The sequence below is a fragment of the Malaciobacter pacificus genome, from assembly GCF_004214795.1.
GTDB classification, from domain to species: domain Bacteria; phylum Campylobacterota; class Campylobacteria; order Campylobacterales; family Arcobacteraceae; genus Malaciobacter_A; species Malaciobacter_A pacificus.
On the sequence record NZ_CP035928.1, the window covers coordinates 313,343 to 326,957 of the forward strand.

The 13,615-nt window shown below is 28.4% G+C and carries 11 protein-coding genes; 1 reads left to right on the forward strand and 10 read right to left on the reverse strand.

Going from position 1 to position 13,615, the window contains the following annotated elements; all coding sequences use genetic code 11:
- Positions 1–135: 135 nt before the first annotated feature.
- From APAC_RS01635 to argB, 5 genes are all read right to left on the reverse strand, one after another.
- A complete protein-coding gene (locus tag APAC_RS01635; protein ID WP_130232457.1) occupies positions 136–1,020 on the reverse strand; it encodes a c-type cytochrome in 885 nt (294 codons plus the stop codon).
- Complete coding sequence (locus APAC_RS01640) at positions 1,020–2,270, reverse strand: cytochrome b (RefSeq protein WP_130232458.1); 1,251 nt, start codon at positions 2,268–2,270, stop codon at positions 1,020–1,022. Before APAC_RS01640 ends, APAC_RS01635 begins: the two co-directional genes overlap by 1 nt.
- Before the next feature lie 10 nt (positions 2,271–2,280).
- Positions 2,281–2,778, reverse strand: a complete 498-nt coding sequence (locus APAC_RS01645) for a Rieske 2Fe-2S domain-containing protein (protein WP_130232459.1) — start codon at positions 2,776–2,778, stop codon at positions 2,281–2,283.
- A 161-nt stretch (positions 2,779–2,939) separates the two neighbouring features.
- Positions 2,940–4,421, reverse strand: coding sequence for a threonine synthase (gene thrC / locus APAC_RS01650; protein WP_130232460.1), 1,482 nt, complete (start codon positions 4,419–4,421; stop codon positions 2,940–2,942).
- 12 nt (positions 4,422–4,433) lie between these two features.
- Positions 4,434–5,333: an acetylglutamate kinase gene (gene argB / locus APAC_RS01655; protein ID WP_130232461.1), complete on the reverse strand. Its 900-nt coding sequence runs from the start codon at positions 5,331–5,333 to the stop codon at positions 4,434–4,436.
- A gap of 77 nt (positions 5,334–5,410) precedes the next feature.
- On the opposite strand from argB, the gene APAC_RS01660 reads away from it, so the two are divergent.
- The gene (locus APAC_RS01660; RefSeq protein WP_130232462.1) at positions 5,411–8,146 is read left to right on the forward strand and encodes a RecB-like helicase; all 2,736 of its coding nucleotides are present in this window, start codon (positions 5,411–5,413) and stop codon (positions 8,144–8,146) included.
- Here APAC_RS01660 and APAC_RS01665 read toward each other — a convergent pair.
- From APAC_RS01665 to APAC_RS01685, 5 genes are all read right to left on the reverse strand, one after another.
- Entirely contained in the window at positions 8,139–8,705 is a 567-nt protein-coding gene (locus APAC_RS01665; RefSeq protein ID WP_130232463.1) for a thiamine phosphate synthase, read from the reverse strand. The genes APAC_RS01660 and APAC_RS01665 overlap by 8 nt on opposite strands.
- A gap of 111 nt (positions 8,706–8,816) precedes the next feature.
- Complete coding sequence (locus tag APAC_RS01670; protein WP_130232464.1) at positions 8,817–9,503, reverse strand: F0F1 ATP synthase subunit A; 687 nt, start codon at positions 9,501–9,503, stop codon at positions 8,817–8,819.
- Positions 9,504–9,591: 88 nt separating this feature from the next.
- A complete protein-coding gene (gene ilvA, locus APAC_RS01675) occupies positions 9,592–10,797 on the reverse strand; it encodes a threonine ammonia-lyase (RefSeq protein WP_130234559.1) in 1,206 nt (401 codons plus the stop codon).
- 92 nt (positions 10,798–10,889) lie between these two features.
- Positions 10,890–13,178 carry a 5-methyltetrahydropteroyltriglutamate--homocysteine S-methyltransferase gene (metE, locus tag APAC_RS01680; RefSeq protein ID WP_130232465.1) on the reverse strand — a complete coding sequence of 763 codons (2,289 nt, stop codon included), beginning with the start codon at positions 13,176–13,178 and terminating at the stop codon, positions 10,890–10,892.
- Between the two features lie 57 nt (positions 13,179–13,235).
- On the reverse strand, positions 13,236–13,571 hold the full coding sequence (locus APAC_RS01685; RefSeq protein WP_130232466.1) for a hypothetical protein: 336 nt from the start codon (positions 13,569–13,571) through the stop codon (positions 13,236–13,238).
- Between the last annotated feature and the right edge of the window lie 44 nt (positions 13,572–13,615).

The following is a 13,615-nucleotide window of genomic DNA, read 5'->3' on the forward strand; positions in this document are numbered from 1 at the left end:
ATATTATCTTTTCAATTAAAACATGTTGATTATTTTAATAAATAACTAAAAGATAAGATTAGTGTTGAATTCTTACTCACATAAAAAAAGCTAGAAGTAAATTACTTCTAGCTTGTAATATTTTAAAATAAGTTCTTAATGAACTTCTCTCCATTTACTTGCTTTCCATAAGAAGGCAAATATAGCAAAGATAACTAAGTAGATTAAGAATTTAGGTCCTAATTCTTCTCTCTCAGACTTTTTAGAATCACCAACTTCTTCTAAGTATGCAATAACTTGTTTTTGTGACTCTTCATTAAGTCCAACTCTAGGCATTGCAGTACCTTCTAAGTGTTTTTGAGGGTTGTTAATAAACGTCTCTAAGTATCCAGCACCTCTAGATCTGATGTGTTGAGATAAATCAGGTGGTAATTTACCCATGTATTTTTTTATATCAGCATCAGGTGTAAATGCTGCCATTGTACCATTTAACATATCAGCATATTTAATACCGTGACATCTTTGACAAGCATTAACAAATACTTCTTTATTTGTCATCTCTTTTGGAGCAATAGATTTTAAATATGCAATCATATCTGCAATCTCTTGTGGTTGCATCCAGTCGTATCCTGGCATTGGGTGAATTTTTCCATCTTGGAATTTGTGCTCAACTAAAGCAGCTTTTGCAGGATTTTTAATAAATGCAGCTAAATATGATTCATTATACAATTTTCCTGCACTTCCTAAATCAGGAGGTGTTACACCGTAAGCAGCAGCTGAAGATGCATCATCCATTAATTTTGGGAAACCTTGAGACTCAATTGAGTGACAAGCAGTACAGTTTGATGTTACTAAAACTTGACCATTTGCTACGTCACCTGTTAATTCATTAACATCAGCTACATCTTTTTTTGTATCAGAAAAAGTAAAATCAGCTGGCGCTACATGTGGATGCATTTGAGAGTGAGCAAATGGCTCAACTCCCCAGTAAGTAATAAGTGTTAGAACTACTACTACTGCTAATATTTTTAATTCTCTCATTATGCATCTCCTCTTTTCTTCGCGTCAATTTTTGTAATAATAGGTAATACAACGAATAATAAAATAAATGCTAACGCTGAGAAGAATCCAACCCAAGCATTAGCACCTGTTGGAGGTAATTTTCCATATACAGTTAATACTATTAAGTCTACCATTAAAATCCAGAACCAAATAAAGAACATAGGTCTTTTGTGTGCTGGTAAGATTTTTGGATCTCTATCTAGCCATGGTAATACTAAGAATATAACGTTTGCAAATGCAAATGCAATTAATCCAATATCAAATGCTTTAAATCCAGCAATATCAAAGAAGAATCCTCTTAATACTTCATATGACCATAAGAAATACCACTCTGGGTAAATATGCGCAGGTGTTACCATTGCATCTGCTGGGTCAAAGTTAACTGGGTCCATTGCAAAGTTATAATGGAAGAATACTAAATAGAAGTAGAAGATTAAGAAAATACCTAATACTGCTAAATCTTTAGAAATAAATACTGGCCAGAAAGGAATAACTTTTGATTCTCTTTTATTTCCTGATAAATATTTTTCAGCTTCTGCATCAAAATCAATATCTTCAGATGATTGATTATTAACGTGAGGAATTCTTAATGTATAGAAGTGTAAACCAATAATCCCCATAATAGTAATAGGTAATAAGAATACGTGTAACATGAAGAATCTAGTTAAAGTAGCATCAGCAACATTAAAGTCACCTCTAATCCAGATAACTAATTGATCACCAATAACAGGAACTCCACCAAATAAGTTAGTAATAACCATAGCAGCCCAGTAAGACATTTGTCCCCATGGTAACATATATCCAGAGAATCCAGCAGCAGAGAATGTCATGAATAATAACATACCTGAAATCCAAATCATTTCTCTACCTTGCTTATAAGAACCATAGTAGATACCTGTAAACATGTGAATATAAATAATTAAGAATACAACAGAAGCTGCAACACCATGCATATGTCTAAATAACCAACCAAATGCAACTTCTTGCATAATTGTATAGTTTACTGAATCAAATGCTAAATTTACATCTGGTTTGTAGTACATCATTAAGAATAATCCTGAGATTACTAAGATACCAAATGTAGTTGCTAAAAGAACACCCATTGCCCATAAGAAGTTAATATCTTTTGGAATCCAGTATTCAGTCATTAATACTTTATTTAAAGCTGTAGTGTTAAGTCTTTGGTCTAACCATTCACCAACAGAGTTTGCTTTTTCAAATTTTGCCATAATAACTCCCTTATATTACTGCTTTAAGCATTTTTTGGTATTCAGGACCATCTTCACCTAAAGTAATAGTAGTACCAGAAACACTAAACGGAGCTAAATCAAGAGGTCTTGGTGGTGGACCAAATACGTTTTTAGCAGAAGGAGTAAACTCTCCACCGTGACATGCACATTTCCACATAGTTTTTTTCCATGCAGGAATACATCCTAAGTGAGTACAAAGACCAATAACAACAGTGAATCTATCTTCACCAATTACTAAATCTCTTTCAGATGCTTCCATCTCTTTTGTTTTTTTTAGAACAAAAATTGGCTTACCTCTCCAAGTAATAACTTCAGGTTCTCCAGCTTTTAAAGTACTTAAGTCAAATTTAGTAAATCCACCAGCAAGAACACTTGGTAATGGATCCCAAACTTGTTTCATACCAACAAGCGACGCAGCACCACCTACAGCTGCAACAGCTGCAAATGAGTAACCAATAAAATCTCGTCTATTTGTTTGATTAGACATATTTGGCTTCCTTTTTTTAGTTTTTTTAATCGCCTAATTATATAATTTTCATACTTAAATAGAATTGATTCACAGCATAAGAATAGCTTATAAAAGGAAAAATGGGAAGTTTTTACACATAAAAAACAAGTATTTTATAGGAAGTGTTTTATTAGAGAATCTTATGATTCTCTAATAAATTTTACAATTTCAGATTCAATATTTTCTTTTTCAATGATTGTATTATGAATGATTTTTGAATTAAATAATTCTTTTATGTTTTGAGGTAGATTTGCTTTAAATTTATTAGAAATTTCTTCTAAAGCTTCTTTATCAGCATATTTTTCATCATTTTCTAAAAGGGCATTAAGTACTGTTGGAGAGAATTTTGTCCACTCAGCTGTTGAATAAATAACAGTTTTTAAATCTTTTTCTTTTAAATTCTCATAAGCTTTTATACAAGTTGCTGTGTGTGGATCCATTAAGTATCCATCATCTAAAAATGATTTGATAACCTTTGCACCATATGTATCATTTGAATTTATTGCACTAAAATATTTTTGTAATTCTTTTGTTTCATCTTCACTCATCACAAACTTTTTGTTACTATTTAGATCTTCCATCATCTCTTTAGTTCTTTTTGCACCATAAAGAGAATATATTACCCTTTCTATGTTTGAAGATTTTAAAATATCCATAGCTGGAGATTTAGTTAATTTTAACTCTTTATCCGTGATATCATAAACACCTGTGTTAATCCACTCAGTTAAAATATTATTTTCATTTGAAGCAACTAGTAGTTTCTCAATTGGAACACCCATTTGAAGTGCATAAAATCCTCCAAGAACATTTCCAAAATTACCTGATGGAACTACAAGATAGATTTTTTCACCATAAGTTATCTCTTCTTGTTTTAAAAGTTGGATATATGACCAGAAGTGATAGATGATTTGGAAAATAATTCTTCCAAAGTTAACTGAGTTTGCAGCACTAAGTTTAATGCCATCATTTTTTAACTCTTCTTTAAATGAGTCAGATGCAAGTAAATTTTTTAAAGCACTTTGTGCATCATCAAAGTTACCATGAATTCCAATAACTTTTAGATTTTTACCATCTTCACAAACCATTTGTAATCTTTGAACATCACTAGTTCCACCATCTGGATATAAACAAGCTACTTGGATATTCTCTTTATTTTTAAATGTATTTAAAGCTGCTGGTCCAGTATCACCTGAAGTTGCTGCTAAGATAAGATATTTTTCATTTTTAGCTTTTGCAATTGAGCTTAAAATAGAACCAAAAGGTTGTAATGCCATATCTTTAAAAGCACGTGTAGGTCCATGATATTGTTCATGTACAAAAAGGTCATCTTTTACTTTTACTACAGGACAAGGATTTGAAGCATCATCAAAATTATCATATAAATCTAAAGCTTTTTGAATCTCACGTTCTTCAATATCGATTTCAAAAGCTTTTAAAATATCATACGCAAGCTCTTTGTATGATGAATTTAAATGATTTTGTAAAAAATTATCTTCTAATTTGGGTAATTGTTCAGGTACATAAAGTCCACCAAATGAAGCACTTGGATTTAAAATTGCTTCACTAAAAGTAACTTCACTTTGTTTAACTCCATCATTTCCTCTAGTTTCTATAAAATTCATTTCAATATTTCCTTAATCGTTTAGTAGTTTTTCCATATCAATCCCATTATTTGGGTTGTCTTTTCTTAAAAATTGAGTGCCAATTCCATCACTTGTGAATAATTCAAGTAAAATTGAGTGTTCAACTCTACCATCAATAATATGAGCTTTATTAACACCATTGTAAATTGCATCAATACATGAATCAACTTTTGGAATCATTCCACCAGCAATTGTTCCATTGTCTTTATAGTTTTGTACATCTTTTTTATCAAGAGAATTTAAAAGATTTCCTTCTTTATCTAAAACTCCAACAGTATCTGTTAAAAATAGTACTTTTTGTGCTCCAATAGCTTGAGCTACTTTAGAAGCTGCAACATCTGCATTGATATTAAAACCAGGATGATTAGGTTCTGCACTATCTCCAATAGGAGCAATAACTGGAATAAATCCTTCTTTTATAAGATTATTAATTAATGTTCCATCAACACTTGTAATAACACCTGTGTATCCAAACTTACCATTTTCTTTTGGAGTTGCTTTTATAATTCCTGAATCTTTTCCTGAAATACCAATAGCTTTTGCACCATGGTGAGTTAAAAGTGAAGTGATATTTTTATTAATTTCACCACTTAATACCATTTCAACAACTCTCATTGTATCTTCTGATGTTACTCTATGACCATCTACAAATTCTGAATGAATCTCTAATTTATTTAAAAGTTCAGAGATTCTAGCTCCTCCACCATGAACAATAACTGGCTTAATACCAACTAGTGAAAGAAGAACAATATCTTCTGCAAATTTTTCTTTTAATTCTGGGCTAGTTTGTGCTGAACCACCATACTTAATAACAATAGTTTTTCCGTAAAATTTTTTGATGTGTGGTATAGCATCAAGTAGCGTTTGTACCTTTTGATGTTTAGCTTGCATAAATTATCCTGTGAAAATTTTAAGGCTGATTATATCTAAAACTATCTTATTAATTAAAAATTTAGTATTATGTTAATATGAAAAAATATTTAGCCTTAAAAGCAAGTGCTGGAAGTGGTAAAACTTTTGCCTTAACAGTACGGTATATATCTCTTTTACTTCTTGGTGCAAAACCTAATGAAATACTAACTCTTACATTTACCAATAAAGCTGCAAATGAAATGAGTGAGAGAATTTATAAAACACTACTTACTTTAGGTGATGATGAAGCTTACTTAACACAAATTGTAAATCAATCAGGACTTACTAAAAGTGAAATTCTAGGAAAAAAAACACAATTAATAAATTCATTTTCAAACGCGACCTTATCTATTTTCACAATTGATAAATTCATAAATAAAATTCTTAGAGAGTTTTGTGGATATATTGGAATAAGTGATGATTTTGAAATCAAATATGATGATATAGAAGCTTTAAGTATGAAGTTTTTACAATCACTTGATCCAAAGCAGTTTGAAATATTAATTGATTTTTCACTTTATGAAAATAAAAAATTTAATTCTATTTTTGAACTATTTAAAGATCTACTTGAAAAGAATGAAGAGATAGATATTGTAAATATTGATGCAACACTTATTGATTTTCAAAAAGAGCAAACTTTAAAAGAGGGTTTAAAAATAAAAGAGCATATTTTAAATTGCCCCAGTGCATCTGATACGGTAAAGGGTATGGTTAGTTTTGAAACTTTTGATGAATTGTTTGGTAGGACATGGCTTGAAAAAGATTTACTAAGTGAACATAGAAATTTCAAAAAATGTGCAAATGAGACTTTAGATAAATATTTTTTAGAGTTAAAAAAACAAATGGGGATTTATTATAAATTAAGAGCTGGATATAGTTTAAGTAAGCTTTTTGAATTATATAAAATGTTTAAAGAGTTCAAACTCTCTTTTAATAAGGGAAAAAACTATCTAGAATTTAATGATATATCAAATTTAACTTATGAATTATTATCAACTAAAATAGATAAAGATTTTTTATATTTTAGGCTAGATTCAAATTTTTCCCATCTATTAATTGATGAATTTCAAGACACATCTTTACTTCAATATAAAATCTTAAATCCTTTAATTGAGGAGATTTTATCAGGAGATACAAGTAAATTTAAAACATTTTTTTATGTTGGAGATACTAAACAATCTATTTATAGATTTAGAGGTGGGAAAAGGGAACTTTTCGATTTTGTTGCTAATAGTAATAATCTAATAGATGTTGAAGTATTAAATACAAATTATAGATCTTGTGAAAATATTATTGAATTTGTAAACAAGCAGTTTTTAAATTTATCTAATTATGAGTACTATGCACAAGAAAGTATTACTAAAGGTGGATATGTTGAAGTTATTGAAGATAGTGCTTTGGATGAAGATGAAAAATATAAAAATATAGCTTCTAAGATTGCTTCTTTAATGAAAGAAGGTATTAACTCAAATGATATTGCAATTTTAACATATACAAATGATGATGTTTTAAGTTTGTATTACTATTTAAAGAAAAAGTTTCCAAGTCTTAAAATAACAACTGAAATGACATCTAAATTAATAAATCAACAAAATGTTAAAGCTGTTATAAATGCAGTTAAATATATCTATTTTAAAGAGGATATTTATAAAGAGAATCTAAATGCTTTAATAGGTAAAAAGCTTTTAAACGAATTTAATTTTGAAATAGATTTAGATAAAAAATCAATGCAAGAACTTGTAAAAGAGATTTCTACTAATCTTGAAATAATAGATGAAAATGTAGTGAAATTTATAGATGAGTGTAAAATTTATAATAATATAGTTGATTTTGTTTATGAAATTGATAAGCTAGATTCAACTATTGAAAATAGTGAATCAACGGGATTACAAATATTAACTATATTTAAATCAAAAGGTCTAGAGTTTCACACTGTATTGATGCTAGATAGAATTAAAAAGAAAAATGCTGATAGATCAACCTTACTTTTTAATTATGAAAATATAGAATTAAAAAATATTTTTTATAAGATAAAAGGCTATGAAAATTATAACAAAGAGTATTTTGAAGCTTTAAAAAAAGAGAAGAGTTTAGTTATTGAAGATGAGTTAAATATTTTATATGTTGCTTTAACTAGAGCAAAAAATAATATGGTTATTTTTAAAAAGCAGAAAGCTTCAGTTTTTGACTATTTAAGTATGAGTCCTATAAAAATTGGACAAGTAATTACAAGTGAAAATTTATCAAAGAATCATGAAAAAGTTGAGAAGGTTATTTATAAACCACTTAAATTAGGTCTTCAAGATAAACAAATAAGTACTGAAAAAGAGTATTATGAAAATCATTTACACTCTAAGTATTTTGGTCTAGCAACACACTATTGCCTTGAAATGATGGATGAGTTTAACATAGATAGCTTAGATTATTGTATTAATTTGGCAAAAAGTAGATATTCAAATTATTTAGAATTAAATGATTTTGAGAAAATAAAAAATAGTATTTTTAATCTACTTCAAAATACTACTTTTCAAGAGTTGATTAAGGATTCTGAGTTTATAAGTGAACAATCCATAATATATAAAGAGGAGATAAAAATTATTGATCTTTTATTATATAAAAATGATAGTTACTATATTCTTGATTATAAAACTACTAAAGAAAAACATCTTGAACATAAAGTGCAAGTAAATCATTATAAAAAGGCTATAAGTGATATTTTTAATACATCAAATGTATACTCTTATTTAGTTTATATGAATGATGAATCAGTAAGTATTGATGAGGTTAAATAAAGTATCTAATTGAAGCAAATCCAAAAGCTTTACTTTTTTTAATTTGTTCAACTTGCTCATCATTTACTATTCCACCAAGAGCAATAATATCTATATCTTCATATATTTTAATTGTTTGTTTTAATTTATCAATACCTTTTGGTTCACCTTTATTAGGTGTTTTGAAAATTGGTGAATAAGTAATGGCATTTACATGTCTATTTTGAGCTTTTTCAATATCATTAAAATTATGACATGAGATAATTGTGTATAGACCTAATTTTTTCGCTTTTGTTATATCATCAAATTGTTTAGAAGTTAAATGAACTCCATCTGCATTAAGCTTTTTTGCAAGTTCATAATCACCATTTATTAAAATTTTTTTTATATCAAAGTTTTTACAAATTTTTACAAATATTTCTGCTAAATCTTTAAAATTAGGTGATGTTTTATCCCTAAAACATGCAAAATCAACTCTATTTTTTGATAAGACTTTAAATAGATTTTTTTCAAATAACTCTTTATTATCTGAGTAGTATTTTGGATCAGTTATTAAATAACTTATAAACTCCTCTTGCATTTAGATGCATTCCTTTATTGTAAAATTAAAAGAATTATATAATATTTGCCATAAAAAAAGGGAAGATAAAAATTATCTTCCCTTATGTGTTAATCAGTCTTTTGAAACTAATTAGTGATCTTCATGTTCCATCATAATAGATCCTGCAATATAAACATAAGTTAAAATTGCAAAGATAAACGCTTGTAAAAAACCAAACGCAGCTAACATAAAGAATCCAGAAAGAGGCACAATCCAAGGTACTAACATAAGTAATACCATTAAGAACATGTCATCTCCTCTAATTGATCCAAAAAGTCTGAAAGATAGTGAAACAATTCTAGATAAATGAGAAATTATTTCGATTGGGAACATTAAAGGTGCTAAAATAGGCATAGGTCCAGCAAAATGTTTAAAATAGTTTATAAAACCATTTTTCTTGATTCCAAGATAATTATAGTATACAAATACTATAAGTGCTAAAGATAATGTAAAGTTAATGTTTGCTGTTGGAGACTCGAAACCAGGGATAAGTCCCATCCAGTTACTAACAAAAACTACTAATGCTAAAGATGCAATTAAAGGCATATATATTCTAGCATTTTTCTCACCCATAGTATCAGAACCCATAGATATAACTCCACCTACAAAGGCTTCCATTACATTTTGTGCTCCTGTTGGAACTAATTGTAAGTTTTTAGTAGCTGCTCTTGCAACTAAGAAAATAATACCAATTACTAAAATGTAGTGAGATAGAATCATCCATTCTTGACCGTGACCACCGATAGCGCCTAAGAACGTAAACAGTCTTCCTTCCATTTTCTTCCTTTTTATGTTTCACAACACTAAATTACGTGCCTATTATATTGTTTTTAATCTAAAAATTTTCTTTAGTATTAAAATTAACTTATATTTGTTTAAATTTGTAACCGTTTTGTTTCAAAGATTCTCTTATTTGTTTTTGGTGATCTTCACCCTTTGTTTCAAGTGCAATTGTAATTTGGGCTTCACCAAATTCAAGCTTTATAGAGTCTCTATCATAATCGATTTGAACGATATTTGCTGAACACTCTTTAAAGATTTCAGTAAGTTTAGTAAGAGAACCTGGTTTGTCCATTAATTTAATAATTAAATTCATTTTTCTATATGATTTTACTAAACCTTTTTCTATAATTTGTGAAATCATTGTTACGTCAATATTACCACCACTAACTATAGCACAAACTTCACTATCTTCAATATCAATTTTTTCATGCATAATAGCAGCTGTTGAAACAGCACCTGCACCTTCAACTACAAGTTTATGCTTTTCTAGTAAAAATAGAATTGCATTTGCTATTTCATTATCACTCACTTCAACAATATCATCTACATAATCGATAATAATATCAAGAAGTTTAGGTGTTACATCTCTAACTGCAATTCCATCTGCAATTGTTCTAACAGAAGTTGAATCAATTGGCATTTGAGATCTATATGACTCTTTCATGGCTCTTGCACCTGTTGCAACCACACCGATAATTTTAATATCAGGATTTATAGCTTTTGCTGCAATTGCAATTCCTGAGATTAATCCACCACCTCCAATTGGTACTATTATTTGTTTTAAATTTGGATTTGATTCAAGTATTTCTAGGGCAATTGTTCCCTGCCCTGCAATAACATCATCATCAGCAAAAGGGTGAATAAACTCTTTGTTATGCTCTTTTGTAAACTTTTTAGCAGCAGCATAGGCTTCATCAAAGTTTTCTCCTGTTAATACAACATTTGCACCATATTGTTTTACTCCACTAACTTTTGTTAAAGGAGTTGCTTCAGGCATAAAAATTGTAGCTTCAATATTGAAGTAATTCGCTGCAAATGCCAAACCTTGTGCGTGATTACCTGCACTTGCTGCAACTACACCATTTTGTTTTTTTTCTTCACTTAAATTAGCAACTCTATTAAAAGCTCCTCTTAATTTAAAACTTCCAGTAAGTTGTAAATTATCTTTTTTTAAATAGATTTCACTATTGTAAGTTTCACTTAAAAATGGTGCTTTTGTAAAAGGAGTATTATAAGATATCCCTTCTAGATTTTTTTTTGCTCTTTTTATATCATCTAACGTTATCATCTTGTTTCTTTTCATGTTATTTCCTTGGAATAATATCTAAAAATAGTTTTTACTTCTTTAAATATAAACTATTTTTAGATAGGGACTAGCCCCTATCTATACTCTGCACGTATTTGCTTTACGGCTTCTACCATATTTAATAGACTTTGTTTAGTCTCTTTCCATTTTCTCGTTTTTAATCCGCAATCAGGATTTATCCATAATTGTTCTTTTGGTAAAACTTTAAGTAATAGTTTAATTTGAGTTTTCATCTCTTCCACACTTGGAACTCTAGGAGAGTGAATATCATAAACTCCAGGTCCTACTTCTTGTTTATATCCTACTTTTTTAAATATTTTAAGTAGTTCATTTCCACTTCGTGCAGTTTCAATAGAGATTACATCTGCATCCATATCTTCAATAGTTTTAATAATATCATTAAACTCACTATAACACATGTGAGTATGGATTTGAGTCTCTTTTTTTGCACTACTAACTGCTATTTTAAAGTCTCTTACTGCCCAGTTTTCATAATCTTTAATTTTTTCATTTCTTAAAGGGTATCCTTCTTTAAACGCAGCTTCATCAACTTGAATAATTTTTATTCCAGCTTTTTGTAAATCATCAATTTCATCACTTATAGCAATTGCAATTTGTTTAGAAATTTCACTTCTTGGTATGTCATCTCTTACAAAAGACCAATTTAAAATAGTAACAGGACCTGTTAGCATACCTTTCATGATTTTTTTTGTTTTACTTTGAGCATATGTAATCCAATCAACTGTCATAGCTTTTGGTCTACTAATATCTCCAAAAATAAAAGGAGGTTTTACACATCTACTTCCATAAGATTGAACCCATCCATTTTGAGAAAATGCGAATCCTTTTAATTGTTCTCCAAAGTATTCAACCATGTCATTTCTTTCAGGCTCACCATGAACTAAAACTTCTAAATCACAATCTTCTTGAAAAGCTATACACTCATCAATATAGTTTTTCATATCTTTTAAATATTGTTCTTTTGATATTGTTGCATTTTTAAAGTCTCTTCTTGACTTTCTAACTTCAGGTGTTTGTGGAAAAGAACCAATTGTTGTTGTTGCTAAATCTTTATATTTTAAAATCTCTTTTTGTAGTTTTATTCTCTCTTGAAAAGAACCATCTCTTGAAAAGTTTTCAAAGCTGTTTATTACATTAATTCTTTTTTGTACATTTTCATCATGGATTAGATTTGAGTGTTTTCTTTCAAAATTTGATTTAATGTTTTTTTCTAAATCCAATAACTCTTTTTCTTTTAAATTATCAACTCCATTAAAGAAAATTTTTGAAATTAAATTTATTTCTTCAAGTTTTTCGCAAGAATAACTTAGCCAATCTTTTATTTCATCTTGAAGTTTCTCTTCATACTTTAAAGTAAAAGGTGTGTGTAATAATGAACAAGATGAAGAAACAATTAAATTATCTTTATCTATAGTTTTTGATATATTACTTAGTTTTTCTAAAGAAGTTTGAATATCATTTTTCCAAATATTTCTACCATCAACTATTCCTGCAATTAGTTTTTTATTACTTTTTGAAATATCTTCTAATGCTTGAATATTCTCTTCTCCATATAAGAAATCTAAACCAATTCCCCATACAGGAGTATTTACTAAAACTTTTGTAGCCTCTATTGAATGTTCAAAATATGTAGTAACAACAACTTTAATATTTTTACTTACTTCACACAATCTATCATATGCAGGTTTTATTAAACTTAATATTTTAGAATCATTATCTTTTACAAAAGTAGGTTCATCAAACTGTACAAATATCTCATCATCAAGTTTTTCTAACTCTTTTAGTAACTCTTCGTAAATTGGTAATATTTTATTTAATAATTCAAAAGTATCACCTCTATCAACTCTTTTTGATAAGGCTAAAAATGTAATAGGTCCAATAATATTTATTTTTGTTTTAATTCCTAGCTCTTTAGCCTCTTTATACTCTTCAACGATTTTTGTAGCATTTAATTTGTATTCATCTTCTAAACTTAATTCAGGAACTATATAATGATAATTTGTATTAAACCATTTTGTCATTTCCATTGCTACAGTTGAATCATTTCCTCTAGCCATAGAAAAATAAAGTTCTTCATTTTTTAAGTTTTTAAATCTTTTTGGAATAGCATTTAGTAAAATACAAGTGTCTAAAACATTATCATAAAGTGAAAAATCATTTGAACTAATAAATTCAATTCCTGCATCTTTTTGATATTTCCAGTGTCTTTTCTTTAAATCACTTGCAACTTTTTTTACGTCATCAAATGAGCAATCTTTTGCCCAAAAACTTTCTAGTACTTTTTTAAGCTCTCTTTGTTCTCCAATTCTTGGAAAACCTACAACGTATGAATTTACTGACATTAATATATCCTTTAATATTTTTTATTTTGATTTGTTTTTGTTATTTAAATATTAAAGTTATCGTGGTGGGTGTACTCCTGTTCGTCTAAATGCGAAACAAGTAGTATAATATGGACATCTAGGAATAAACTTAAAAAGTGAGACTGTTAGTTTTGTTTTTACTTTAAACAGGCAATCACAATGACAAGGTTTATTAAAATTGATTGTATTAGTTAAGCATAAAAGAAGTTCCGGTGGATCTTCATTTTCAAGTTCATCACAATCTTTAGATAGTCTATATTGTAAAGTCTTTTTCGCAATAGTTACTTGAGATTCTAGTTTTTTTTGTACATTATGAGCTAATATACTAGCAAATGTAAAATATTTTTTTCCAAAACCTTTTGGTGACTTCACAACAATCCTTTCATAAAATTTTAAGGGCGCAATTATACCCAGAA